Source organism: bacterium (genome assembly GCA_024224155.1).
GTDB lineage: Bacteria > Acidobacteriota > Thermoanaerobaculia > Multivoradales > JAHEKO01 > CALZIK01.
Genome location: JAAENP010000211.1, coordinates 1 through 25,391, shown reverse-complemented (window position 1 = coordinate 25,391; position 25,391 = coordinate 1). Strand labels below are relative to the sequence as shown.

18 protein-coding genes are annotated in these 25,391 nt (G+C 64.4%); 12 read left to right on the top strand and 6 right to left on the bottom strand.

Annotated features, from left to right (window positions below; genetic code table 11):
• The first annotated feature begins 8 nt into the window (after positions 1–8).
• The 9 genes from GY769_11650 (at position 9) to GY769_11610 (ending at position 11,774) form a co-directional block, all read left to right on the top strand.
• Positions 9–2,153, top strand: a complete 2,145-nt coding sequence (locus GY769_11650; GenBank protein ID MCP4202576.1) for a TonB-dependent siderophore receptor — start codon at positions 9–11, stop codon at positions 2,151–2,153.
• Positions 2,150–3,409, top strand: coding sequence for an NAD(P)/FAD-dependent oxidoreductase (locus GY769_11645; protein ID MCP4202575.1), 1,260 nt, complete (start codon positions 2,150–2,152; stop codon positions 3,407–3,409). Before GY769_11650 ends, GY769_11645 begins: the two co-directional genes overlap by 4 nt.
• A 71-nt stretch (positions 3,410–3,480) precedes the next feature.
• On the top strand, positions 3,481–3,690 hold the full coding sequence (locus tag GY769_11640) for a hypothetical protein (GenBank protein ID MCP4202574.1): 210 nt from the start codon (positions 3,481–3,483) through the stop codon (positions 3,688–3,690).
• A complete protein-coding gene (locus tag GY769_11635) occupies positions 3,687–5,141 on the top strand; it encodes a sodium:solute symporter family protein (GenBank protein ID MCP4202573.1) in 1,455 nt (484 codons plus the stop codon). Before GY769_11640 ends, GY769_11635 begins: the two co-directional genes overlap by 4 nt.
• Positions 5,142–5,213: 72 nt before the next feature.
• Positions 5,214–6,509: a glycosyltransferase family 4 protein gene (locus GY769_11630; GenBank protein ID MCP4202572.1), complete on the top strand. Its 1,296-nt coding sequence runs from the start codon at positions 5,214–5,216 to the stop codon at positions 6,507–6,509.
• A gap of 75 nt (positions 6,510–6,584) precedes the next feature.
• The gene (locus GY769_11625) at positions 6,585–7,061 is read left to right on the top strand and encodes an acyl-CoA thioesterase (GenBank protein ID MCP4202571.1); all 477 of its coding nucleotides are present in this window, start codon (positions 6,585–6,587) and stop codon (positions 7,059–7,061) included.
• The gene (locus tag GY769_11620) at positions 7,058–7,741 is read left to right on the top strand and encodes an ABC transporter ATP-binding protein (protein ID MCP4202570.1); all 684 of its coding nucleotides are present in this window, start codon (positions 7,058–7,060) and stop codon (positions 7,739–7,741) included. The genes GY769_11625 and GY769_11620 overlap by 4 nt, the downstream gene beginning before the upstream one ends.
• Entirely contained in the window at positions 7,741–11,220 is a 3,480-nt protein-coding gene (locus GY769_11615; GenBank protein ID MCP4202569.1) for an ABC transporter permease, read from the top strand. The genes GY769_11620 and GY769_11615 overlap by 1 nt, the downstream gene beginning before the upstream one ends.
• A gap of 14 nt (positions 11,221–11,234) precedes the next feature.
• Positions 11,235–11,774, top strand: a complete 540-nt coding sequence (locus GY769_11610) for a DUF1697 domain-containing protein (GenBank protein MCP4202568.1) — start codon at positions 11,235–11,237, stop codon at positions 11,772–11,774.
• Positions 11,775–11,803: 29 nt separating this feature from the next.
• Here the strand turns inward: GY769_11610 and GY769_11605 are convergent, their stop codons facing one another.
• The 3 genes from GY769_11605 to GY769_11595 are packed head-to-tail and all read right to left on the bottom strand — an operon-like array spanning position 11,804 to position 16,443.
• Entirely contained in the window at positions 11,804–13,804 is a 2,001-nt protein-coding gene (locus GY769_11605; GenBank protein MCP4202567.1) for a TRAP transporter fused permease subunit, read from the bottom strand.
• The gene (locus GY769_11600; protein ID MCP4202566.1) at positions 13,801–14,832 is read right to left on the bottom strand and encodes a TAXI family TRAP transporter solute-binding subunit; all 1,032 of its coding nucleotides are present in this window, start codon (positions 14,830–14,832) and stop codon (positions 13,801–13,803) included. The genes GY769_11605 and GY769_11600 overlap by 4 nt, the downstream gene beginning before the upstream one ends.
• A 30-nt stretch (positions 14,833–14,862) precedes the next feature.
• Positions 14,863–16,443 carry a PQQ-binding-like beta-propeller repeat protein gene (locus GY769_11595; protein MCP4202565.1) on the bottom strand — a complete coding sequence of 527 codons (1,581 nt, stop codon included), beginning with the start codon at positions 16,441–16,443 and terminating at the stop codon, positions 14,863–14,865.
• 46 nt (positions 16,444–16,489) lie between these two features.
• Here GY769_11595 and GY769_11590 point away from each other — a divergent pair, with 46 nt between their 5' ends.
• Together GY769_11590 and GY769_11585 are read left to right on the top strand one after the other, a co-directional pair.
• Positions 16,490–18,388, top strand: a complete 1,899-nt coding sequence (locus GY769_11590; GenBank protein ID MCP4202564.1) for an ABC transporter ATP-binding protein — start codon at positions 16,490–16,492, stop codon at positions 18,386–18,388.
• A 21-nt stretch (positions 18,389–18,409) separates the two neighbouring features.
• The gene (locus GY769_11585; GenBank protein MCP4202563.1) at positions 18,410–19,351 is read left to right on the top strand and encodes a calcium/sodium antiporter; all 942 of its coding nucleotides are present in this window, start codon (positions 18,410–18,412) and stop codon (positions 19,349–19,351) included.
• Positions 19,352–19,356: 5 nt separating this feature from the next.
• Here the strand turns inward: GY769_11585 and GY769_11580 are convergent, their stop codons facing one another.
• Positions 19,357–22,017 (bottom strand): response regulator, encoded by a 2,661-nt coding sequence (locus GY769_11580; GenBank protein ID MCP4202562.1) that lies wholly within the window; start codon positions 22,015–22,017, stop codon positions 19,357–19,359.
• A 115-nt stretch (positions 22,018–22,132) separates the two neighbouring features.
• On the opposite strand from GY769_11580, the gene GY769_11575 reads away from it, so the two are divergent.
• Complete coding sequence (locus GY769_11575) at positions 22,133–23,653, top strand: class I SAM-dependent methyltransferase (protein ID MCP4202561.1); 1,521 nt, start codon at positions 22,133–22,135, stop codon at positions 23,651–23,653.
• A 30-nt stretch (positions 23,654–23,683) separates the two neighbouring features.
• Here GY769_11575 and GY769_11570 read toward each other — a convergent pair whose 3' ends face one another.
• Complete coding sequence (locus GY769_11570; GenBank protein MCP4202560.1) at positions 23,684–24,997, bottom strand: wax ester/triacylglycerol synthase family O-acyltransferase; 1,314 nt, start codon at positions 24,995–24,997, stop codon at positions 23,684–23,686.
• A 36-nt stretch (positions 24,998–25,033) separates the two neighbouring features.
• Positions 25,034–25,391, bottom strand: a 358-nt coding sequence (locus GY769_11565; GenBank protein MCP4202559.1) for a DUF2007 domain-containing protein, incomplete at its 5' end; no start/stop codon positions are given.

The following is a 25,391-nucleotide window of genomic DNA, read 5'->3' as shown; positions in this document are numbered from 1 at the left end:
GACCTCATTTGCGAAACCTGTTCTTGACAGCGGCCCTCGCCGCGTTGACCTCCTTCGCCGCCGTCGATCCAGTCGCGGCTCAAGCCCCGACGCAGGGCGACTCGGAACCGAAGGCCGGGGCGACGATCCAGAACGAGGAGTCGGTTCCGGCCGCCGAATACGTCGAAGAGCTCTTCGTAGAAGAGAGCCTGCCATTCCTTCCCGACACCAATACGATCACGGCCAAGCTCCCGCTCCAGACCGGGTGGACACCGGCCAACGTCGGCGTGGTCGACCTCGAGACGCTATCCGAGCAGCAGGCTCGCATCCTCGGCCATGCCCTCGAGAACGTCAGTGGCATCAACGTCCACACCGGCAACGGCGTCTTCGACTTTTTCGTCCTGCGCGGCTTCGATTCGCTCAACAGTGGCCTGGTTCTGACCGACGGCGCTCCGGAGCCCGAGACGACCTTCTATCAGATGTACAACACCGAACGCGTCGAGGTCTTCAAGGGACCGGCCGGGTTCCTCTATGGCAGCAACCCGCTGGCCGGAGTCATCAACCTGGTGCGCAAGCAGCCGGTGCCCCAGGACTTCGGTTCGTTCAGCCTGAGCCTGGGCTCCTGGAACACGGCCGACGGTTCCATCGACCTGAACCGTTCCAACGACAGCGGCAGTGCGAGCTTCAGGCTCAACGGCCTTTTCCGGTCGGGCGACGGCTATCGTGACGGCCGCGAGCAGGACGTTGCCGCCATCAATCCGGCGTTCACGTGGCGACCGGACGATCGGACCGCGATCCACCTCAACCTGGAATCTCTCAGCTCGGAGTACGTGCCCGACGCGGGATTGCCTCTCGTCAACGGTGCGCTGCCCGCGGTTTCGCGTGATCGCTCGTACGCCTCGCCGTTCGATTTCTCGGAACAGGATCTCTTGCGCGTGCAGCTGGATCTCGAGCGCACCCTCTCGGACCGGCTCGAGTTGCGCAACAAGCTCTATTTTCGTGAGCTCGATTGGAAGACCGACGGCACACTTCTCAATGGCGCCTTCCCGAGCTTCTCGACCGGTCGAATCGAGGTCTTCCGGACTCTCGTCGACCTCGACGACCGCCAGGATTTCGTCGGCAATCAGCTCGAGCTCCTTTGGAGTCCCCAGGACAGCCGCCATCAACTCCTCGCCGGTGTCGAGATAGCGCGGTTTTCGGACGACTATTCGCTCGATGTCGGTCTGCTGCCGTCCATCGACCTCCTGGCGCCGGTCGAAACCGCCACCCGGCCGATTTTCTTTCTGCCGAGCCAATCGACCCAAGGCGACTCGACCAGCGATATCGTCGCGCCCTACTTGATCGAGCGCTTTCAGGCGACCAAGAAGCTGATGCTCTTGGCCGGCCTGAGGCTCGATGCCATCGACTTCGAAGACGCGGTCAGCGGGGCCTCCCGAAGCCAGGAAGAGGTCAGTCCGATGCTCGGGATCGTGTACTCACCCACCGAGGGATCTGCCTTTTACATCAACGCAGCGGGCTCGTTCGCTCCCCCGTCGCCTCGGGTCGTCGGTGAGCGCGAAGCGGAAGAGAGCCGACAGATCGAGGTCGGGACGCGCCGCAGTTCCGGCAACGGACGTTTCCGCTCCACCTTCGCCCTGTACCGGCTGGAGCGCGACAACATCGCCATTCCCGACGACAACGGCTTCACTCAACAGGCCGGGGACCAGCGCTCGCAGGGTCTCGAGGTCGAGCTGGCGGGCGACCTGGCTCGCGGGCTCAGCGCCACGTTTAGCTACGCCTACACCGACAGCGAGCTCACCCGCTTCAGCGAGCTCGTGGCCCTGCCCTTTTCAAATCCGCCGTTCGCTGTCTTCGACCGCTCGGGCAACAGCTCCACCTTCGCGCCCGAGCATCTGGCGAACCTCTGGCTGAGCAAGACGCTCTCGAACGGATTCAGAATCGGCGGTGGTGCGCGCTTTGTCGACGACCAGTTCATCTCCGAGGACAACTCGGCATCGATTTCGAGCTACGTACTCCTGAACGCCGCGCTTTCCTACGGCCGAAACGACTGGCGCTTCGGCTTGAGGCTGCGCAACCTGACCGACGAGGACTACGAGACCCGCGGATTCGGATCGAGTGCAGTTATTCCCGCCGAGCCGCTCTCGGCGTCTCTGTCCTTCGAGTACCGGATATGACCTTCTCGACAATGGAATATGACGCCGTCGTCGCCGGCGGTGGCCCCGCCGGCGCCACCGCGGCCACTCTGATTGCTCAGCGTGGCTGCAAGACTCTGCTGATCGAACGCTCCCCGGCGCCCGAGTTCAAAGTGGGGGAGTCTTTGATGCCGGCGACCTATTGGATCTTCGAGCGGCTGGGCGTGCTCGATCAGATGAAGGCCAGCCGCTTCCCCAAGAAGTACAGCGTGCAGTTCTTCAGCTCCGACGGCAAGGCCTCGACGCCGTTCTACTTTCGCGACCACGATGCCCATGAGAGCTCCCAGACCTGGCAGGTTCTGCGCAGCGAGTTCGACCAGATGCTCCTAGACAATGCCGTAGCCCAGGGCGTCGAGGTCCGGCGTGGCGTCACGCTCAAAGACGTTCTTTTCGACGGCGACCGAGCAGTGGGCGCCCGAGTGAGCACGGGCGATGACGATCCAATCGATCTTGCGTCCAGGGTTTTCGTCGACGCCACGGGCCAGCGCGCTTTCTTGGCCGGTAAGCTGGGGCTTCTCGATATCGAGCCGAGCTTGAAGAACGCCGCCTTCTTTAGCCACTTCAAAGGTGGCTACCGCGATAGCGGGGTGGACGAAGGCGCGACGATCATCTTTCACACCGACGAGAGGAAGTCCTGGTTCTGGTCGATTCCACTGCCGGACGACACGGTCTCGGTGGGCGTGGTCGGCGACATCAGTCACCTCATTCTGGGTCGCTCGCGCGACCCGCAGACGGTCTTCGAAGAAGAGCTCGCGCATTGCCCGGCGATCGCCGCCAGAATCGACGGCGCCGGGCAGGCCATGCCGATGAGGGCCATCCGTGACTTCTCCTACAGCTCGGCCAGAAGCGCCGGCAACGGCTGGGTTCTGGCCGGAGACGCGGTCGGCTTCATCGACCCGGTGTACTCAACCGGCGTCTTTCTGGCACTCAAGTCGGGCGAGATGGCTGCCGATTCCATCTGCTCGAGTCTCGAGGCCGGAGACCTGTCGGCACAGAGCCTCGGCTCGCACATCGAGTGCTATCGGCATGGGGTCGACGCGATGCGGCAGCTGGTCTATGCGTTCTACGATCCGGAGTTTTCGTTCGCCCGTTTCCTCGCGCGGTATCCAGGCTGCAAGGGCGAGCTCGTCGACCTGCTGGTGGGTAACGTCTACCGCAAGCCCCTGGACCGGATTCGCGCGGCTCTGGCCGAAGAGGCCGGCCGTGATCGTTCGGAGATGGCTCCGACGCGAAGCTGACGGGAGCCCTGCAGCAGTCGGGAGGGGACACGAAGGAATCGTGTCCCCGATCGTGTAGCCTTCGTGGTTCCATGAAACCGGTACCGGACAGCCGTCTCTTCAAAACCACTGGGCTCTTCGCCCTTGTCGTGGTCGTCCTTTTCGCGCTGCATCAGGACTTCTGGCTGCGGGACAACCCCAGCCTGATCGCGGGGCTGCCGATCGGACTCCTCTATCACCTCGGCTACTGCGTTCTGGTCTCGATGGTGCTGGCTGCCTTTATTTCGAGGCGGCGGCAATGACTCTGGCGATCGTCCTTCTCTATCTGGCGACCGTCTTCAGTATCGGCATCCTCAGCCATCGCCTGTTCAGAGGCACCGGCGTGGATTTCTTTCTCGCCTCGCGCACCATCGGTCCGTTCCTGCTATTGATGTCCCTTTTCGGGACCCACATGACGGCCTTTTCGCTACTTGGAGCCTCCGGCGAGGCCTACCATCGGGGCGTTGGGGTCTTCGCGCTGATGGCCTCGTCGTCTGCTCTCGTCGTGCCTCTGGCCTTCCTGTTTCTGGCTCCCCGCGTCTGGCGACTGGGCGAGCGACACGGCTATCTGACCCAGGTCGAGTTCTTTCGCGACCGCTGGCAATCCGACGGGCTGGGCCTCCTTCTCTTCGCGGTCATGGTCGTTCTTCTGGTTCCCTATCTCCTGATCGGCATCAAGGGCGGCGGCATCACGCTGGCGCAGATCACCGGCGGCGCTACCCCGGAATGGGTAGGCAGCGTCCTGATGTCGGTGGTCGTCCTGGGCTACGTCTCGATCGGCGGCCTGCGCGGCACCGCCTGGGCCAACACGTTCCAGACCCTGGTGTTCATGACACTCGGTGCCGTGACCTTCTTTCTGATCACCCACAAGCTCGGCGGGCTCGGCAGCGCCATGGAACGCCTCGACAAGACCTCTCCGGATCTCCTGGCGCGCGGTCAACACATCGCACCGCTCGAGCTCCTGACCTACACCGCGATTCCGCTCTCGGTGGCGATGTTTCCGCATATCTTCATGCACTGGTTGACCGCGAGAAGCGAGCGCGCGTTCCGGCTTCCGATCGTCGCCTATCCCATATGTGTCGCCATCGTCTGGATTCCGAGCGTGGTGCTCGGCCTCCTGGGCAACCTGGATTTTCCGGGCCTGGTTGGTCCCGAGGCCAACGCCGTGCTGGTCAAGATGATCGGCGAGTACGCCCCCGGAGCCATGGCCGGTATGCTGGCAGCGGGCGTCTTCGCCGCGGTAATGTCTTCGCTCGACTCCCAGGTACTGTCGCTGAGCACCATGTTCACTCGCGACATCGTCCGGCATTACGGCTTCCACGATCACCTCGGCGACCGGCGGTCGATTCTCGTGGGCCGGATCTTCGTCCTCGGAATCTTCGCGGTGGCACTGACTCTCTCCCTCACCGTCGACCGCAGCCTGTTCAAGCTCGGTGTCTGGTCTTTCACCGGCTTCGCGGCGCTGACACCGGTCATCGTCGCCGCCCTGTACTGGAAGCGAAGCACCCGTACCGGAGCGTTCGCGGCGGTTCTGGTCACCGCGGGCCTCTGGATTTGCTTCTTCGCCCAGGCGGGGTGGCCCGGCTATACGGTGTTGGGAATCGGCATCATGCCGGTCGCGGTGATCCTGGCAGCCTCGGCAACCGCGATGGTGGTGGGATCGCTGCTCTCCGAGGCGCCACCCGAAGAACATCTGGCGAGATTCTTCGAATAGGACCGTGAGCCAGCGTCTACTGAAAACCAGTTGGGAGGGGACACCATGTGAATGGTGTCCCCGAATCCCCCGATGAGGATCGCCTATATCGCCGCCGGCGCCGGTGGCATGTACTGCGGCTCGTGTATTCATGACAACACGGTCGCGGCGCAGCTGCAGAAATTCGGTCACGAGGTGGCGCTTCTGCCCACCTACACACCGATCCGCACCGACGAGGCCAGTGTCAGCGGAAAACGGGTGTTCTACGGCGCCGTCGGGGTCTACCTGGAGCAGAAGAGCGAGTTCTTTCGGACTCGCCACGCGGCGATCGACTGGCTCTTGAACCGTCCTTTCTTGCTCAACCTCGCAGCGAAGTTCGGCGGTTCGACCGATGCCCGCGAGCTCGGCGAGCTCGCCCTGGGTGTGCTTCAGGGCGAAAACGGATCGGCCCACAAAGAGCTCGACGAGCTGGTCGGCTGGCTGCGAGACGAGTTCAAGCCCGACGTCGTCCACATCACGAACTCGATGTTTCTGGGCCTTGTACGCAGACTCAAACAAGAGCTGGGAGTTCCGGTTGTGGTTGCGGTGCAGGGAGAGGATCTCTTCATCGATGATCTTCCGTCCGCGTATCGCGAAAAAGTCGTCGCCGAGATGCGCGCACGTGCGCAAGATGCCGACATCTTTCTCGCCCCCAACGAGTTCTACGCCGACAGAATGGCCGAACTGCTTGGCGTCGAGCGCCACAAGCTCACCGTAGTACCGCTGGGCCTCAAGCTCGACGGGCACCGCGAGCCACTTGCCGACCGAGGAGCCGGTGAGTCGCTCTCGATCGGCTACCTTGCGCGGATCTGCCCCGAGAAGGGCCTCCACATTCTGGTCGACGCCTTCCTGGTCCTGGCCGCGGAAGACGGGCGCGAAGATCTTCGGTTGCGGGTCGCCGGCTATCTCGGTGCCAAGGATCGCTCCTACTATCTGGACCTGGAAAGAAAGCTCCACGAGGCCGGTCTGATCGAGCGCTTCGACTTTCTCGGCGAGGTCGATCGACGCGCCAAGATCTCGTTTCTGCGCTCGCTCGACGTCTTCTCGGTGCCGACCGTCTACCGCGAAGCCAAGGGCATTTCGGTTCTCGAGGCCATGGCCAACGCGGTGCCGGTCGTCCAGCCCGAACACGGGTCCTTCCCGGAGATGATTCGAGCCATCGGCGGTGGCACCCTGGTCGAGCCGCGCTCGGTCGAGGCCCTGGCCGAGGGGCTGCGAGAACTCCTCGACGCGCCCGACGAAAGGAGTCGTCTCGGCGAAGCCGGCCGAGCCGCCGTCCTCGGGCGCTTCGGCGAAGAGCCGATGGCGGAAGCCACGGCTGCGCTCTACCAGACCCTGATCGACGGCTAGCGGAGCAGAGCGGGCCCCACCGCGGGCACAGGTGTGGGCGGCCCGCTCGCTCCTATCTGCAGTATTCTGGTGTCCGTGAGCGTCACCAAGCAGCCCGTCCACACCTATCGCCGCCGCATCGAGTTCGTCGACACCGATGTCAGCGGCAATATCCACTTCTCCCGCTTCTTCGTTTTCATGGAGACCGCCGAGCACGAGCTCCTGAGATCGCTGGGTACCACGGTTCACCTCGAACAGGACAACCGGACGATCGGCTGGCCGCGGGTCGACGCTCACTGCAAGTACCTCAAGCCGGTTCGATTCGGAGACGAGCTCGAGGTTCGAGTCTTCATCGAGCGTCAGGGCACGAAGTCCATGACCTACCGCTTCGGCTTCCATTGCCGTGGCGAGCAGGTGGCCGAAGGCAAGATGTCTTCGGTCTGCTGCGTCCTCGGGGACAACGGCGCTCTCCAGACAATTCCAATTCCCGACGTCATCGCCGACAAGCTCCGAGCGGCGCTTGTGGGCACATCCGACTCCGGAAAGACATCAGGGGCAGGAGACACGCCATGACCGAAGCGAAAGCACTTCGCGTTCAGGACCTCCACAAGAGCTTCTCAACCGGCGATGAGACGGTGAGGGTGCTCGATGGAATCTCGTTCGAGCTCGGAGAGAACGAGGCGGTTGCCGTCACGGGCCCGTCCGGCTCCGGCAAGAGCACCCTCCTCCATCTTCTGGGAGCTCTCGACACACCCACATCCGGGACGATCGCAATCGACGGCAGGAGTCCCTTCGATCTCGCCGAAAAGGAGCTCGCTCGCTTCCGCAATCGCACCCTGGGATTCGTTTTCCAGGAGCACCATCTCCTGCCGCAATACACCGTGCTGGAGAACGTCCTCTTGCCGACACTCGCCTTCCCGCCGCCGCCCGACTCCGCCGAAGCGACGGCGCGCGAACTTCTCAAACGGGTGGGCCTGAGCCACCGCCTTTCTCACCGGCCGGCGCAGCTCTCCGGAGGTGAGCGCCAACGGGCCGCGGTGGCGCGAGCTCTGGTCCAGGGGCCCAAGGTAGTGCTGTGCGACGAGCCCACCGGCAACCTCGACCGCGCGAACGCCGACGGCGTGGCGAAGCTCTTGTTCGAGCTTCATCGCGAAGCCGGCAACGTCCTGATCGTGGTGACTCACAATCAGGAGCTCGCATCGCAATTCCGACGCCGGTTCGACCTGGTCGACGGCAAGCTCTCGGACATCTGATGCGCGGGCTCATCCACTTCTGGCGCTCTCACCTGGCGGTGACAATCGGAGCCGCGGTGGCCTGTGCGGTCTTGACCGGCGCTCTCATCGTCGGGGATTCGGTTCGCGGCAGTCTCAGCGATCTGGTCCTGGATCGACTCGGTGAAGTGGACCAGGCCGTCGTCAGCGACGGTTTCATTCGTAGCGAGCTGGCCGAAGACCTCGCGGCCCAAGCCGGAGACGGTACCGCGAGCGGTCTTCGAATCGAGCCAGCCATCTCCGTCAGAGGATCCGTGCGGCACCGTGACAGTGACGACCGTCAGCGACGCGCCTCGGAGGTCCAGATCTTCGGCGTGAGCGCCGGCTTCTGGGATCTCTTTCCGAAAACCGGGGCGTTCGCCTTCGAGCAGAGCGTTGGACGAATCGCGCCCTCTGCGATCGTCAACGAGGCCCTGGCCCGCGAGCTCGACCTCCAAGCCGGTGACACCGTCCTAGTAGCGGTCGAGCGACCGGCGGAGGTACCGCGCGAAACGCTGGTCGGACGCGAAGAGGCCGAGGACACCATCGAGCGCTTCCGTCTTGCGGTAACCGCCATCATGCCGGACACCGGCGCCGGCGGCTTTCGCTTCAGTCCCCAGCAAGCCGCTCCGCGCAACCTGTTCGTCGAGTTGGAACGACTTCAGAGGGCACTCCTGGGCCGAGACCACCGAGGGCGCGTCAACACCTTCCTGATGTCTTCGGATACAGAAACAGCCGACTCGAGCCGAACCAGCGTGGCCGAGCTGGTAGCCGAGACCGTCGAGTTGGAGGACCTCTCACTCATGCTCGAGCCTACCGAGTATGGCTTTCGCCTGGGCAGCCGGCAGTTCGTGCTCGCCGATGCCACCACGGAGACGGTCATCGAGCTTGCCGAGGACAACGGGCTGGCCCTGCGTCCGTCGCTCACCTACCTCGCCAACTCACTCACCTCGCCGAACGGCTCGGTGCCCTACACCACCATCACGGCGCTAGATCCGGTAGGCGATTCGCGGTTGCGTCTACCGGGGCTCTCGGGGCTGCCGGCCTTGACGCTGACGAGCGGCGATTCGGTTCCTCGGCTGGCCGAAGACCAGATCGTCGTCGACGCCTGGGCGGCCGAAGATCTCGGAGTCGACCCCGGCGATCTCACCGGTCCAGGCACCGACCTCGACGCCGGGCTCGGTCAACCTATCCAGCTCACCTACTACAAGCTCGGGGCCCGCGACGAGCTCTCTGAGAAGACCGTAACGCTCGAGCTCGCCGGTGTCGCGGCCCTTGCCGGGCCGGCCGTCGACCCCGGTCTCACGCCCGATTTCCCCGGCATGGCCGATGCCGAAGACATCGCCGCTTGGGATCCGCCGTTTCCGGTCGAGCTGGGGCGGATTCGAGACCGCGACGAGGAGTACTGGGACCTCTACCGCGCCGCGCCCAAGGCCTTCGTCTCGCTAGCCACCGGACGCAAGCTCTGGTCGAGCCGCTTCGGTCACACCACCACCGTGGAGATCGCACCCGCACCGGGCGGCTCGACCGAAGGTCTCGAGCGTCTGCTGCGCGAGGACCTGCCCCGGCGACTGGCGCGTGGCAGTGGGCTGACGATCCTCGATCTGCGTGCCGACGGTCTCGAGGCCGCCCGCGGGGCTACCGACTTCGGCGGTCTGTTCTTGGCTCTAAGTTTTTTCCTGATCGGTTCGGCAGCGCTTCTGGTGGCCCTGCTCTTTCGGCTCGGAGTCGAGCAACGCGCCCGCGAGGTTGGTCTGTTACGCGCGGTCGGCTTCCCGGAGGCCAAGGTTCGACGCCGCTTCCTGGTCGAGGGCCTCGTGCTTGCAGCGGTCGGTTCTCTCCTCGGCGTCGCCGCGGCCGCCGGCTACGCCGCCGCCATGTTGGCGGCTCTTCGAAGCTGGTGGCTGTCGGCGGTTGGCACGACCGGGCTCGCGCTCCACCTGGCTCCGATCTCGCTCGCGATCGGCTGGCTGGCTTCGGTTCTGACCGTCGCATTCACTCTCTGGCTCGCGCTGCGCAACCTGAGACGGGTTCCGGCCCCGAGTCTTCTCGCCGGCGCGGTCGAAGCGGTGCGAGCGAAACCTGCCTGGGTGTCGTCTCGGAGGATTGCGTGGGTGGCGGCCGCGACGGCGATCGTCCTGCTCGCGGTCGCACCGTTTCTGGGTACCCAGGCCCTGCCGCTCGTCGCCATGGGAATCGGCTTTCTTCTGCTCATCGCCGGAATAGCCCTGTTGGCCAATTGGCTGCGCTACGGCAAGCGCTCGGCGAGTCGGCTCTCCGGCATGCTCGGACGAAGGCCGGTGATTGCGATGGGTGCGCGCAACAGCGGCCGCAACCCGGGCCGGAGCCTGGCGAGTGTCGCCCTGATCGCGAGCGCGGTTTTTCTCTTGGTGATCGTCGGAGCCAACCGCCGAAGCGGGGTCGTCGACGCCGACTCGCGAGACTCCGGCGCCGGCGGCTTCCGGCTGCTTGCCGAGAGCGACGTTTCGATCCACGTCGACCTCAACGACTCGGAGCTACATTCCGGGCTCGGACTCTCGCGTGAAGACTCCGCGATCCTGGCGGGCTCGCAGATCTGGCCGCTCCGCCGCCTGCCGGGCGAAGACGCCAGCTGCCTCAATCTCTACCGACCCGGCCGGCCCAACGTTCTCGGAGTTTCGGACGAGATGATCGCGCGCGGAGGCTTCTCCTTCCAGTCCGCTTCCGAAGACGTCGAGAATCCCTGGGAGCTGCTCCAGCGCGAGCTCGAGCCCGGCGTGATCCCCGCGATCGCCGACTACAACTCGGCGGTTTGGATCCTCCACCTCGGTCTCGGCAAAGACCTCGTCCTCGAGAGCCAAAACGGAGAGGAAGTGCGTCTGCGCCTCGTCGGGCTGCTCAAGAAGAGCATCTTTCAAAGCGAACTGCTGGTCTCGGAGCAGAACTTCCTCGAACACTTTCCTCGCCAGACCGGCTACTCGTTCTTCCTGGTCGAATCTCCCGCGGGCGACGACCTCGCGCAGGGAACCGTCACCGAGATCCTGGAGGGCAATCTCGACCGGTTCGGCTTCGACGTCACCTCCTCGGCCGAGCGCATCGCGAGCTTTCAGGCGGTCGAGAATACCTATATCGCCACCTTCCAAACTCTCGGCGGCCTCGGGCTGCTGCTCGGCACCATCGGACTGGGCGTGGTGCTGCTCAGGAACGTTCTCGAGCGCCGCAGCGAGCTCGCCACCCTGCGGGCCTTCGGGTTCCGCTCCGGACTGCTCGCCCGCATGGTGCTCGCCGAGAACGGCGTCCTGCTGATGGTCGGTATCGCCATCGGCACGATCGCCGGCATCGTCGGCGTCCTGCCCAACCTGCTTTCCGAAGGCCATCAGCTGCCGGGGCTGTCGCTCGCCGCAACCATCCTCCTGGTCTTCGTGGTCGGCATGCTGGCCAGCATTTTCGCGGTCGCCGGCACCGTTCGAGCACCGCTGTTGCCGGCGCTCAAGGGCGACTAAGCGAGAAGCTCCCGATGACAAGGCACGTCGCTTTCTTGCGCGGAATGAACGTCGGCGGCCATCGAATCAAGAATCCCGCACTCTGCAGCCACTTCGAGGCCCTCGGGTTCGCCAACGTCTCAGCCTTTATGGCAAGTGGCAACGTCATCTTCGACGCGCCGGACGAGCCGAGTGTGCTCGCCCGTCGCATCGAAGAAAGTCTTGCGTGTTCACTGGGCTACGCAGTACCGACGTTCCTGCGCGCAGCGGACGAGATTCGCGCAATTGCCCAGCGAGAGCCGTTCGCGCAACAGGTGCGCGAAGAGTCCGTAGGAAGAATACAGGTGGCTATGCTCTCGAACAGGCCGACCTCCCCGGCTCGCCAAGCGGTATCGGGACTGGCAACCGAACAGGATCGGCTCACGATCCACGGCAGCGAGCTCTTCTGGCTGCCGCTCGGGTACATGTTGGAATCCGAGCTCGACCTGGCCGCGATCGAAGCCGTGCTGGGGCCGATGACGTTCCGCAGCAAGCGGACCGTGGAGCGGATCGTAGCGAAGTTCTTCAACGATTGAGAGAATCCGGCGCTGGTCGCGCTCATCGCCTAGGTGGTCGCCCGTAAGCCGAGACCTCTCTTCAACCTGCGCCGGTCCCAGGCGAGCGCCGCCACGTACAGCGCCACCGCCGCCAGGTTCCACCAGGCGAAGCTCCAGCCCATGGTGCCGGCGCCTCCGGGCAGGAGCGTAAAGACCGCCACCGCGAACAACCCGATCCGCTCGGCCGCCTTGAGCTCGGTGAAGAGTCGGCCGGTGATCGCCGCGGCCAGCGGCAGGACTCCCAGGAGAGCGATCGCCAGCGCGGCGATCGTGTCTCCCAGCGGCGCCCGGGAGCCATCCGGGGCGAGCATCAGGAGCGCCGGGCGCAGGACGAAGATATAGGGCAGTACGAACCCGACCAGCGCGAAGCGGAATGCCGACCAGCTGGTCTTCAAGAACGACGAGCCCGAGATCGAGCTCGCGGCGTAAGCGGCGAGCGCCACCGGCGGCGTCACCATCGACATCATGCCGAAATAGAAGATGAACAAATGTGCCGCGAGCGGCACGACCCCGAGCTTGCCCAGGACCGGACCGATCAGGGTCGCGAGCAGCAGGTAGCAGACCGCCGAGGGCAGGCCCATCCCCAAGACGATCGAGGAGAGCATAATTGCGCCCAGAGCCAGCAGCAGGTGGTCCTGCGCCAGCGGCAGGATCAACGCCGGCAGCCTGGTGCCGATTCCGGTCAAGGTCACGACTCCAATGACGACCCCGACACACGCCGCCGCCGACACCAGCGGCACCGAATCCCGGCCGGCCTTGAGGACCGCCAGCAGTAGCTGTTTCGCGTTCAAGCGCGTGGCGCGATGGAAGCTCGAGACCAGGAGCACCATGGCGAGTGCCAGGCTGACGGCGCGAAACACCGAGAAGCCCAGAAGCAGGAACAGGATCAGTCCGCCCAGCGCCGAGATGAATACCAATCCCTCGAATCGAAACATCGAGGCCTTCGGAAGCGATGGGGCCGACGAGTCCGGTCGCGCCTCTTCCGTTTCCTCCGGCTCTCCATCCAAGCCGAAAGCGCTGAACCGGCGGGCCGTCAGATGGACGACGGCGAAGATCGAAAAATAGTAGACCAGGGCGGGCAGAAACGCCGCTTGTATGATCTCGAGGTAGGTCACGGGCGGTGTCACGATCTCAAGCATCATGTAGGCACCGGCGCCCATCACGGGAGGCACCAGCGCGCCGCCCGAGCTGGCCGCGGCCTCGACCCCGCCGGCGACATGACGCGGGAAGCCGGAGCTGCGCATCATCGGAATCGTGAAGGTGCCGGTGGTCGCGGTGTTGGCGACCGCGCTCCCGGAAAGCGAGCCCATCAGGCCGCTCGAGAGCACCGAGACCTTGGCCGCGCCGCCGGTCGACTTGCGAAACAGGCGCCGGGCCGCTTCAACTATGAACCCGGTCGCGCCGGTGGCCTCGAGGAGCGCGCCAAAGAGCACGAACAGAAACACGTAGGTGAACATCACCCGGAGGGCGATCCCGAAGACGCCCTGGCTCTGGAGAAAGGTCTGCGCCACGATGCGCTCGGCGCCGTAGCCGCGATGGGGGAGAAGCCACGAGGGGAGCGAGGCCCCGAAGTAAGCATAGAGCAGAAACGCGCCGGCGAGTGCCGGCAGCACCCAACCGATCGTCCGGCGGGTGGCCTCGAGAACCACGATCAAGCCGACCGCCCCGACCAGCACGTCGAGCCCGGTCTCGGCACCCGCGCGGTCGCCGAGCGACGAGCCGAGGAGCCATGAGGCTTCGAACAACGGCTCGGTCTGGACGACGACCCAGGCGCAGACCCCTACGGCCAGGACGGCCAGGACCACGTCGGCGGCAGCGGCCAGGGGCGAATGCTCACCGAGCTTGCGACGGGTCCCCAGAAAGCAGATCACCAATCCCAGCGCCGCGAAGATCGCGAGCTGCGACTGGGGCGCGAGATGCGGGTAGTTGATCTCGGCAAGGGCGAAAATCGGCAGAACGACGGCCGCGGCTGCGGCGATCCGCGATCTCAGGCCCTCATCGAGGGTCATTCGCCGTCGTTGCCGGCAGGGGCGGCGGGCCAGATACCGATCTCACGATAGAACCGCACTGCACCCGGGTGGAACTCGGTGCCGGTATCGCGCACCACCACCTTGGGGTTGATCGCCTTGCCGGCCGGGTGCTTTTCCACCACCTCGGCGCGGTTCTCGTAGATCGTCTTGGTCACCTGGTAGACCCGCTCGTCGTCGACCGCGGCCGAGGTGACGAGGTGCATCGAGCCGACGTTCATGCCGGTATAGTCCTCGTCGAGCCCGCGATAAGTCCCGGCGGGAATCGTCGCCCGATCGAAGAACGGATAATCGGCCAACAGTTGCTCAACCGCCTCGCCGTCGAAGGGCACGTAGGTGATGTTCTGCGAGGACGAGGCCTGGGTGATCGAGGCCGTCGGCACCGCTCCGCCAAGAAAGGCCGCCGCGGCCGAACCGTCGGCCAGAAGATCCACCGCGCCGGCCTGGGTCGCGTTGAGCGGTGAGACGTCGTCATAGGTGAGTCCGTGGGCGCCGAGAATCGGCCGCAGGAAGTAGTCGAAGCCCGCGCCCGCCGGCCCCAGCACAACCCGCTTGCCGCGTAGATCGGCGATGGTCTTGACGTCACCGCTCTCGGGCGCGATGAAAAGGGCCACGTTCGGCGCCAGGGTCATCACCACCCGAACCGGGAGCTCTTTCTCCCAGGCGCCCTCGCCGCGGACCGCGAAGTAACTGATCGCCGAGTTGGCCAGCGCGAAGTCGAGCTCGCCGCTGTCGAGCCGGCGCAGGTTCTCCTGGGTCCCCTTGGTCGCCTCGGCGGTCACCTGCCAGCCACTCGCGCCGGGATGGGCGTTCAGCACCTCGGCCAGCGCGCCGCCGACCACGAAGAACGCGCCGCCGGGCGGCGCCGTGCCGACGCTCAGGAAACGGTTCGTCGGAGCGGCCGTCTCACCCTCACCGGGGCCACCGCCGGAACATGCCGTGGACACCGCCAGGACGGCAACGAGAAGCGCCGCCAGAGCGGCTCTGGAGATCAAGGACTTCGAAAACATCGCGGCAGCTTAGCAGAGGGCCAGCTCCTTCTACCCCTGCACGGGCAGCTCGTAGAGCACGGCTTCCTTGTCGGTCCGGAGCAGCAGGAGCGAGCCCGCGAGCGCCGCCGGGTTCCAGGTCTTGCCCTCGAACGGAGCGATGCGGCCGAGCTCGCGAAGCTCGTCGGGATTGGGCTCGATCAAGACCACCTCGCCCTTCTCGGTGGTGAGGAGCAGCAGGTCCTGGGCCAGGATCATCTGGCCGTGGCCGTAGCGGCCTTTTTTCCAGCAGCGCTCGCCGGTGGAAGGATCGAGGCAGACGAGAACGCCGTCGTCGAGCCCGTAGACGAAGCCTCTGTGCGCGACCAGGTTGGTGAACTTGGCCTTGAGGCGCGGGCTCTCCCAGAGCAGCCGGGGTTCCAGGGTGCCGTTGCTCTCGGCGATCTCGAAGAGCTTCGAGCCGATGCCGTAGCCGCTCGAAAACAGCACCCGATTGCCGCCCAGGAGCAGGGGCACGGCGACGTTGGGCTGCTCGGCCGACCAGTTCTCGGACCACAGGATCTTTCCGGTGGCCGGATCGTGGGCGGTCATCGAGCCCTGGTTTCTCATCAGGATCTGCCGCCGCCCGGCGAGCTCGGCCAGAACCGGTGAAGAGTAGCTCGAGGTGTCGGTGCCCGCGGCCCAGGCGAGCTCGCCGGTCGCGCGGTCGTAGGCCACCAGCGACTGGTTCGAGACCCCGCCGGCGCTCACCACCACCAGGCCGTCGACAACCAGCGGTGAGCAGCTCTTGCCCCATTCGCGGTTGCGGGCGCCGTTCTCTTTCAGGATGTCATGCGACCAGAGTCTTTTGCCGGTCGCGAGCTCGAGCGCGTTGAGGATTCCGGTGGCGCCCAAGGTATAGACCGCGCCATCGGCGATAGTGGGCGTCGAGCGCGGGCCCATGCCCCCGATCGTGGTCTCGTAGCGGGTCGGGTCGGCGTGGCGCCAGCGCTCCGCGCCGGTCTCGAGGCCGTAGGCCACGACCTGCTCTTCGTCGCCGTCCTGCTCCTGGGTGATCGCCCAGTCACCCGCGACGGCGAATCCCGACCAACCGGCGCCGACCGCGCGACGCCAGATCTCGCGCGGCGGCGCGGCATCCCAGTCCCGGGCCAACTCGACTCCGGTCACACTCGCGTTGCGACTCGGACCCAGAAACTGCGGATAGTCGCCGCGCACGCTGCCTTCGAACCGGCCGGACGCACGAACGGCCCGGTCTTCTGAAGCAACGGGGGCCAGCGCGGCCGAATCGCGCTCGGAGCGCCCTTTCAGGCCCAAGATCGGAACCAGGTCTCCGGAAACCCCGCGAATGGTCATCATCTGAGAGGCTCCGAAGCCGGCAAGAATCGCCAGCCCCAGAGCCGTCAGCCGCCATTTCCACGGCGCCCGCGAGGCCAGGAGAAGCCAGAGCAGCAGAAGAACCAGCGCGAGAAGGACCGCCGCAATGGTCTGCATCACGCTGTACTGGCGGGTCTGGTCCAACAGCCACCAGGTCCGCGCCAGAAATCCGCCGAACAGAATCAGGACCACGGCCGCCGGCCACCATCTGATGGGCCGGCCGATGGGCCGGCGAACCGGGCTCGCTTTGTCACTCATGCAACAATCATAGTCGCAACCAAATCTCCAAGGAGAATCACGCCTCTTGAGCCAAGACGAGTCGAAGAAGAAAGAGAAGAAAGTATCGCTGGCCGCCGTGCGGCGCGAGGCCAAGCGAGTGATCTGGGCGTACCGCTGGCGGCTCGCCCTGGGCCTGGTCCTGCTGGTGGTCGGGCGCCTGTGCGGCATGATCCTTCCGGCCTCGTCGAAGTACCTCATCGACGAGGTCATCGGCAAGAGCCGCTACGACCTGCTCCCACTGATCGCGATGGCCGCCGGCGGAGGCGCGCTGGTGCAGGCGATCTCGTCCTTCTCGCTGGCGGTGCTGCTCGGTGCGGCGGCTCAGCGCTCGATCAACAACTTGCGCCTCCGGGTGCAGAGTCACATCGGCCGACTTCCCATCGAGTTTTTCGAGAACCACAAAAGCGGCGAGCTGATCTCGCGCATCATGACCGATCCCGAGGGAGTGCGAAACCTGGTCGGAACCGGGTTCGTGCAACTGGTCGGGGGTGTGCTGACCTCGGCGGTCGCGTTCTCGGTGCTGGTTTGGCTCAACTGGCGCCTCACCCTGATCACGATCTCTTTTCTTGTCGTCTTCGCGATCATCATGGTGATCGGGTTCAGCCGACTGCGCCCGCTCTTCCGCGAGCGGGGCAAGATCAACGCCGAGATCACCGGGCGCCTGGTCGAATCCCTGAATGGCGCCAAGATCGTCAAGGCCTACACGGCGGAAGCACGCGAAGAGAAGACCTTCTCCGGTCAGACCCAGACCTTTGTCGATCTCGTCGTCAAGACGGTCATCGGCATCTCTTCCATGTCGACCGTGGCGAGCCTGATCTTCGCCATCGTGTCGCTCACGATCGGCGTTCTCGGAGTCCGGTTCGTCGCCGCCGAGGTGATGACCGTGGGGGATCTCTTCATGTTCCTCATCTTCACCGGGCTGATGGTGACGCCACTGGTCCAGATGAGCGCCATCGGCACGCAGATCACCGAGGCCTTTGCCGGGCTCGACCGCATCAACGAGATCCTCCAGCAGAGCACCGAATACGAAGATGAAGAAGACCGCAAGGCCCTCGGCGAGCTCCGCGGCGAGGTCCGCTTCGAGGACGTCTGGTTCGAGTACAAGGAAGGCGTTCCCGTGCTGCGCGACGTATCGTTCGAAGCCCCGGCGGGGACGACGACCGCCCTGGTCGGCTCGAGCGGCGCCGGCAAGAGCACGCTGATCGCCCTGGTCCTGACCTTTCGCCGGCCGACCCGAGGGCGCGTTCTGGTCGACGGCGAAGATCTTTCCGGGATTCGCCTCAAAGACTACCGCTCGAATCTCGCCGTCGTTCTCCAGGACGATTTTCTCTTCGACGGCACCCTCGCGGACAACATCGCCTACAGCCGGCCGGAGGCGACGCGCGAAGAGGTTCTCCGCGTCGCCAAGCTCGCGCACTGCGACGAGTTCATCGAGGGGTTTCCCGACGGCTACGACACCATCATCGGCGAACGCGGCGTCAAGCTTTCGGGGGGCCAGCGGCAGCGCGTCTCGATCGCGCGCGCGATGCTCGCGGACCCGCGTATTCTGGTCCTGGACGAAGCCACTTCGAGCCTCGACAGCGAGAGCGAGCAGTTCATCCAGGAGGGCCTGCAGGAGCTGAGAAGCGGCCGCACCACGTTCGTTATCGCCCACCGGCTCTCGACGATCCGCGACGCCGATCAGATTCTGGTGCTCGAGGAAGGCAAGATCGTAGAAGGTGGTAGTCACGAAGAGTTGATGGCGAGCAACGGTCGCTACCGCGAGCTCTACGAAAAGCAATACCGGCTCGAGAGCAACCGGTTTCTCAACCCCGGAGAGACGTTCGCAGACGAGGACGACGAGCGCGACGAACCGGACTCGAAGCCCAAGGCCGCTTCGATGCCCGCTCCGGGACTGGGAGGCTTCGGGCGTGGACAAGTCTGAGAGTGACAGGCGGCTGAGGTAATGGACGTGCTTCTGGTCCTGCTGGGCATCGGCCTCCTCTACGGTGGCGGCGAAGCGTTGGTGCGCGGCTCGGTGCAACTCGCCCGCGCCGTTGGCATGAGCCCGCTGGTGATCGGACTGACCGTGGTCTCCTTCGGCACCTCCTGCCCGGAGCTGGCGTCGACCCTGGCGGCAACGCTCGAAGACGCACCGGCCGTGGCCTTCGGTAACGTCGTCGGCTCGAACATCGCCAACATCGGCCTGATTCTCGGATGCACGGCGCTGGTCTGGCCGCTGGCGACCCAGGCCCGGATCCTGCGCCGGGAAGTCCCTTTCATGCTGGCCGCCTCAGGACTCCTGTTTCCGCTCGCCGCGGACAGCCGCATCGGCCGGCTCGAAGGGCTCTTTCTGTTCTCGCTTCTGGTCGTCTTTCTGGTCTACCTGGTCTGGGGTGTCCGCGACGCCGGACCGGAGACGCGGCAGGAATTCGAGACCGCGTACGGTGAGAAGGCCCGAGGACCGTGGCTCGCCCTGGCTCTGGTCGTCCTCGGTCTGGCCCTCTTGTTCGTCGGCGCCGAGTCGCTGATTCGTGGAGGCCTCAACCTCGCGCGCGCCTTCGGGATCAGCGAGCGGGTAATCGGCCTCTCGCTGGTCGCTCTGGGCACCAGCCTGCCGGAGCTCGCCGCCTCGATCGTCGCGGCCCTCAAGAAGGAAGGCGACATCGTTCTCGGCAACCTGATCGGCTCGAACATCTTCAACGTGCTTTGCATCCTCGGCCTCACCGCCATCGTGCGGCCGGTCGAGATCGACTGGCTCGCGAGCTGGCCCGACCTCGTCGTCATGCTCGCGCTATCGGCCCTCATCTGGCCCTTCCTGGCTACGCGCATGAAGCTCGAGCGCTGGGAGGGATTCCTCCTGCTGGGCGGCTATGTGACGTACATGGCCGTGCTGTTCAGTTTCTGAGCGATCTAGCTCGGAACGGCGGCTCGTGGCGCCTCGCCCCTCGCGAGACCTTCCGCGAGTTCCGCTCTCGACCCGTCGCCGATCGGAATCGTCACGGTGAACGCGGCGCCGCCCTCCTCGGCTTTCGGCTCCACCTCCACCCAGCCGCCATGAGCCTTGGCTAGGTTGCGCACCGTGACGAGACCGAGCCCGGTACCTTTCCTCTTGCCGGTGGCGAAAGGCTCGAACAGCGAATCGACCCGGTCCGAGGGAATACCGGGACCGGTGTCGGCAACCCGAACCCGAAAGAGGCCCTTCTCGACCTCGCTCTGCACGAAGACGATTCGGTCTCCGGAATGATCCACCAGCGCGTCGCGCGCGTTGCCGACCAGGTTCTCCAAAATCCTGCCAAATCGATCCGCGTCCAGTTTGACCATGAGGTTCGAAGGCAGCTCATCTCGGAACCTCAGCTCGACTCCCTGGCTGGCCAGGTGCTTCTTGATCGGCTCGAGAGTCCCGCGGATGTAATCGCGGACCGGGATCTTGGTCAGCTTCAGGTCCGCGGCGCCGCCGCGCGCATACTCCAGAATCTCGGTCGTCATCCTTTGCAACCTTTGAGTCGCGGACTGCACCTGCTCGATGTCGGCGACCAGCTCGTCTTGTTGCCCTCCGCCGACCGCAATCGAGTGCGCGAGGTCCGAATAACCCTTGATCAAGGTGAGGGCATTGCGCAGGTCGTGCACGACGGTACTGGTCAGATGACCAATCGCCGCAAGCCGCGTCTCGCGCTCGCTCAACTGACTCTCCATATTCTTGGCTCGGAGTTGAGCGGCAATCCGGGCTTCCAGCTCCTCCATCGAGAAGGGCTTGGTGACGTAGTCGTCGGCGCCGATCTCCAACCCTTCGACAACCGCCTCGGACCCCGCCTTGGCCGTCACCAGAATGATCGGGGTCGCCTTCAACATTGGCTCGGCGCGTAATCGGCGGCACAGCTCGTAGCCATTCATCACCGGCATCATCACGTCCGATATGACGAGTTGCGGTCGAAGGTGCAGTGCCTTCTTGAGCCCCTCGACGCCGTCTCCAGCGGTTTCGACTCGATACTCTCTCGAGAGCTCGCTCGCCAGATAGGCTCGCAGATCGGCGTTATCGTCAACAACAAGAACCGTCGGCGCGTCCAGCGGCGCCTGGTGCTGAGCCAGTGCTCCCGGTTCGAGCCTCGGTTGGCGTATGTCGGCGAGCAGGGTGTCGCTTCGCGATCGCCTCTGGTACTCGCGGCGAGCCAGCGCGTCGGCTCGCGCCCGGACCATTTGATCCTCGCGGCGACGTGGATTCACCCGGCGGTCCGCGGCGACACCCACCTCGCGCGGTAAGGTCACCCGAAAAACCGAGCCCCTGCCGGCTTCGCTCTCGACAACGACGTCACCGCCATGGAGCCGGGCAAGCTCGCGCGCCAGGGTCAGGCCGAGCCCGGTTCCCTCCTCTCTCCGCGTCAGGCTGCTGTCCACCTGGTGGAATCGATCGAAGATCAAACCACGCTGGTCTTGCGGAATCCCGGGGCCGTTGTCTTCCACCTCGAAGACGACCGCACCGATCTCCACCCGCGCCCGAACCGCAATCCGGCCTCCGTCAGGCGTGAACTTGAGCGCGTTCGACAGCAGGTTGGCCGCGATCATCTCCACCTTGTCGGGGTCGAAACTGAACTCGGGAATCGAATCCAAGCCTTCGGTCGCAATCTCGATTCCCTTTCGCCCGGCATGCGGCAGGCTTGCGGTCACCAAATCCTCGAGCATGGCAGCCAGGTTGGACTCGACCAGGTCCAACTGCAGCTGCCCGGCTTCGAGCTTCGCGGTGTCGAGCAGCAGGTTGACGTGTCGCAAGAGTCGATGGGTATTCGCCAGCATTGCCCTGAGCAAGGTGCGGTGCTCTTCGGTGCTCTCCTCTTGGAGAAGAGTCTCGACAGGGCCGAGCATGAGCGTCAAAGGAGTGCGAAGCTCGTGGCTGACGTTGGCGAAAAAGGCCGTCTTGGCTTCATCCAGCCGCATCAGATCGTCGTTCGCCTGCTCCAGGCTGCGCCGCAAAGCGAGGTCCCGGCGCCGGAAGTTCTCTCCCACGGCAGTGGCAACGCAGGTGAAGATGCACGTCGCCAGCAGAAAGAAGGAGGGCGCGATCATTTCGGGGCCGGCTCCGTGCACAGCCAGGTTCACACCAAAGTAGCCGACCATGAGCAGACCGCAAAAAAGTACGGTCACCGCCAGCCGCCACGGTATGAACAGGCCGACCAGGAAGAGAATCAGAAGGTGGCCGTAGTAGTAGTCGCTTACGAACCCGCCGACGGACATCGTCATGAGAGAGATGCCGAACGATGCCGTGGCCACCATCGTGACCGAGATCGGCACGAGATTTCGCTCGCCGAACTTGGTATGGGTGAGCCAGATCGTGATCGCGGCTACGGCCACCACGATGGCGCGGATCGTGAGGAAGCGCTCGCTGAGCCCGGGCGCCTGGATCAAGTCCATGAACCAGAAACCGCCGTAGATCGGAATGCCGATTCCGAGGGCCAAGCGCAGACGATCGATCAGAAGCTGATCGATCTCGAGCTGATAGGCCCGTTCGAACTTGGCATCTTGCCCGCGCTTGATCTTCTGCGCCGGAAAGCTGGCGGTCTGTGAATTTTCCTTGTTCAATCGGAAGTTACACCTATATTTCGACGACCTTGGACCGACCCGATGCTGTAGTATAGATAGCTCGCCACAACTATGTGTGAACCGAATCGCTTCCCAAAGCGCAAGCCTCCCAGAGATGCCGACTGATTCCAAGCCCTCCGCGCGGCATTCAGGAGCGTTTCATCCCGACCTTCTGGGTGGCTCCGAGGCCCTACGCTACCGTCCCCGGCGCCTTGACACCGAGGAGCTGAGTGCCGGTCTGACCTGCCAGTTTCTCGTCGACGACGCCTGCCTCGGCCCGTTCGCGGTATTGGATCTTTCACCTACCGGTCTCGCGATCGCGCCCAACGGCGACTGTGTTCTCGCGCCCGGCAGCTCGGTTAGCGACCTGGAAATCTCGTACGGGCGCGACCGAATCTGGAAGGGCACGGCGCAGGCGGTCTACCAGGTCGACGGCGACTCGCCCCGGACAGGTCTCCGGTTCACTTCCGGCATGTTCGATCTTCAGCTCCTCCAGCTCAGTGACTCGATCGTCGAAACCAGGCTGGCTCTGAATCTCGAGCAAGCCGCGAAATACGGGACCAGGCTACCGGCAGATTGGCGCGCCCGAGTCGCCTCGGTGCGCCATCTCCTCGAGGGTGCCAGAGAGGTCGTGGAAGAAGCCGAGTCCCAGCTCAACGAGGACAGCGTTGTGCGAGCCAACGAGGAGCACGCTCTCTTCCACCGCGTTTTCGACCGCTGGGGCCCTATTTTTCACGAGCAGCTCCGGACACTTCATAGTGAATCCAAGGTCTTCGATGGAAGCACCAGGGAGCTTGCTCGAGCCTACGCGACCCGCGAGCTCCTCTCGCTCGTATCGCCCTGCCCCATGCACCGGCGGGCCTACGAGAAGCCTCTGGGGTACGCCGGCGACTACCGCATGATGATGCTCATGCTGCAAAAGGGTTACAACGGAGAGAGTATCTACTCTCGCTTTCTCCACCATGTGTCGAAGAACTACTCCTTCGGAAGAATGGTGACGACCCGTGAGTTCACGATCCGCCGGGTGATCCGCAAGACGATCTCACAAGATCGACCGGTGCGAATTCTGTCTCTGGCCTGTGGTCCCGCGGTCGAGCTACAAAACCTCATACGAGAGATCGACAAGATCGACTCCGTGGTCGAGCTGGTTCTGATCGACCAGGATGAGGAGACGATGCAGTACTGCCATGAGGCGGTCAGCAGGGAAATCCTGAAGCGTGGAGCCGACTTCGCGTCGAAGGTCACGCTCAATTGCCTCCACCTGTCGGTCCGCCAAATCCTGCAGCCCCAGGGCGCCCCGGAGAGGGAGTTTATCGAGAGAAACATCAGCGGAGTGGACTTGATCTACTCGGTCGGCCTCTACGACTACTTGCCCCAGTCAATCGCCAAGAAGCTCACCAGAAAGCTCTATCGGTACTTGCGACCGGGCGGACAGCTCTGGCTCGGCAACCTTGCCGAGTGCCCCGATACGACCTGGATGATGGAGCATGTTCTGGCGTGGCACCTCGAGTACCGGACCGGTGAGACGATGCTCGCCCTTGCCAAGGGGCTCAATCCCGAGCCTTCGGAACAGCGCATAGCCACGGATGAGACCGAGCTGTGTCTCTTCTTGAACGCGGTGAAACCGGAAGCCTGAAGGACGACGGGGCGTCGAGGACCGACTCGACTAACCCTGGGCGGTTCTCTCGAGCTCGCGAACCGCGCTCTCGAAACCTTTCGTCAGTGCTTCGGGATCCGGTACCAACCCGGTGTCGGTCGCAACCCCCACGCGCACCCGGTCGTTATAGCTGAGAATACTGACGCCGAGACCGAGACGGCCGGACTGCGGCACCCAAAACATCATGTCGTCGACCTCGCAACCGCACAGGTGAAGCGGACGCCGCGGGCCGGGCACGTTGGTCATGACGGCAGTCGCGTTCTTGCTGAGCAACTTGACGACCTTGCTCTGGAGACCACCGTGGGTCGCGCCCAAAGCCTTGAGCACCGCGTAAACCACGAACGCCTGGGGCGACTTCTTCAGGCGGTCCATCCGCTCTTTGACCTCCAGGATCCGTTCTCTCGAACTTGTCCCCCCGATCGGTAGCTCCAGATAGACCAGGCCGAACTGGTTACCGAGCTCATCGTCTCCGGAAGGGCGGATGTTCACCGGAACCACCGCCCGCACGTCCCGCGCGGGCACCGACTCACCGCGCCCGGCCAGATACGTGCGCAAGGTCTCGGTTACCGCAGCCAGAAGAACGTCGTTGACCGTGGCACCCATGCTCTTGCCGATCGCCTTGATCGTCGGCAGAGGGATCTCCCTCGACCAGGTTGCTCGCTTCTGCTTGCCAAGCGGACCCTTGAAGGCGGTCTTCGGATCCGCGCGCATCGACAGAAGATGTCCCAGCGAACGCGTGGCGCTGCCTCCGGCCTTGAGCGCCCGCAGGAGCTTCGAGCCCGAGGTCACCGGCCCGTGACCTCCGGCTCCCTGCCGGTGGACACCCACCTTTGTGATCTCCGCCTCCTCGGCCTCCGGATCGGTCATCCCGAGAACGACCTTCATCAGCGAGATCCCGTCGCCGATGCAGTGATGAACTCGAGTCACCAGCGCGGAGCCGCCCCTGAAGCTCTCGATGAAATGGAACTTCCACAGCGGTCGACCGAAATCGAGGGGTGTCGACATTTCGGCGCTTACCAGATCTCGAAGAGCCTGCTTGTCATTGGCCGGTGACAGCTCGGTTCGAACGATGTGTCGCTCCAGCCGGAAGTCGTCCTCCACCCAAGCGGGCTTGCCGAGCTTGCCCTTGGGATCGGCTACCCGCATGCGAAAGCGATCGTGGGTAAGGAAGGTCGACTCCACCCGGCGACAGAAGTCCTCGTAGGCCAACGGCTGACGAAAGGTCATGACGCTGGTGATGGTCATGAGATTGGTCGGATCCTCCATCCGCAGCCACGCGCTGTCGGCGGCTGTGAGGGGGGTTCTCGTCGTTCCGTCGGCCATCGGCGGAATTCTATGTCCGAGTCGTCAAGAGCGGTATTACCCGTCGTCGGAATGGTCTTCGGAGCCAACGGCTTCGCCGAACTCGACGAGCACCGTCTCCGCCGCCTCGCGCCTCGTCTCCGGTACGAGAACCACGGCGCCCAGAAGCCGCTTGTCCTGGCCGCCGCCCAGAGAGCCAAAGGGGTAGAGGCCCTGAGCTTCTTCTCCTTGAATCACATACGGGATTCCGGCTCCCGAAAGCACTGATTTGATAACCGGCAGCAGCGACGCATCGGCGCTTCGGAAGACCTTGACGAAAGGCTCGTCCACTTCCTTCTCTTCGGGAAGCTCCGAAACCAAAGGGGTTCCGCAATCCGGGCACGTTGTGACCTCGTCGACGAACTCGCCACGACAT

What these genes read in the sequence shown, in the direction of transcription:
- GY769_11645 (MCP4202575.1), top strand. Translation starts at nt 2,150, where the DNA reads ATGACCTTCTCGACAATGGAATATGACGCCGTCGTCGCCGGCGGTGGC.
- GY769_11640 (MCP4202574.1), top strand. Translation starts at nt 3,481, where the DNA reads ATGAAACCGGTACCGGACAGCCGTCTCTTCAAAACCACTGGGCTCTTC.
- GY769_11635 (MCP4202573.1), top strand. Translation starts at nt 3,687, where the DNA reads ATGACTCTGGCGATCGTCCTTCTCTATCTGGCGACCGTCTTCAGTATC.
- GY769_11630 (MCP4202572.1), top strand. Translation starts at nt 5,214, where the DNA reads ATGAGGATCGCCTATATCGCCGCCGGCGCCGGTGGCATGTACTGCGGC.
- GY769_11620 (MCP4202570.1), top strand. Translation starts at nt 7,058, where the DNA reads ATGACCGAAGCGAAAGCACTTCGCGTTCAGGACCTCCACAAGAGCTTC.
- GY769_11615 (MCP4202569.1), top strand. Translation starts at nt 7,741, where the DNA reads ATGCGCGGGCTCATCCACTTCTGGCGCTCTCACCTGGCGGTGACAATC.
- GY769_11610 (MCP4202568.1), top strand. Translation starts at nt 11,235, where the DNA reads ATGACAAGGCACGTCGCTTTCTTGCGCGGAATGAACGTCGGCGGCCAT.
- GY769_11605 (MCP4202567.1), bottom strand. Translation starts at nt 13,804, where the DNA reads ATGACCCTCGATGAGGGCCTGAGATCGCGGATCGCCGCAGCCGCGGCC.
- GY769_11600 (MCP4202566.1), bottom strand. Translation starts at nt 14,832, where the DNA reads ATGTTTTCGAAGTCCTTGATCTCCAGAGCCGCTCTGGCGGCGCTTCTC.
- GY769_11595 (MCP4202565.1), bottom strand. Translation starts at nt 16,443, where the DNA reads ATGAGTGACAAAGCGAGCCCGGTTCGCCGGCCCATCGGCCGGCCCATC.
- GY769_11585 (MCP4202563.1), top strand. Translation starts at nt 18,410, where the DNA reads ATGGACGTGCTTCTGGTCCTGCTGGGCATCGGCCTCCTCTACGGTGGC.
- GY769_11575 (MCP4202561.1), top strand. Translation starts at nt 22,133, where the DNA reads ATGCCGACTGATTCCAAGCCCTCCGCGCGGCATTCAGGAGCGTTTCAT.
- GY769_11570 (MCP4202560.1), bottom strand. Translation starts at nt 24,997, where the DNA reads ATGGCCGACGGAACGACGAGAACCCCCCTCACAGCCGCCGACAGCGCG.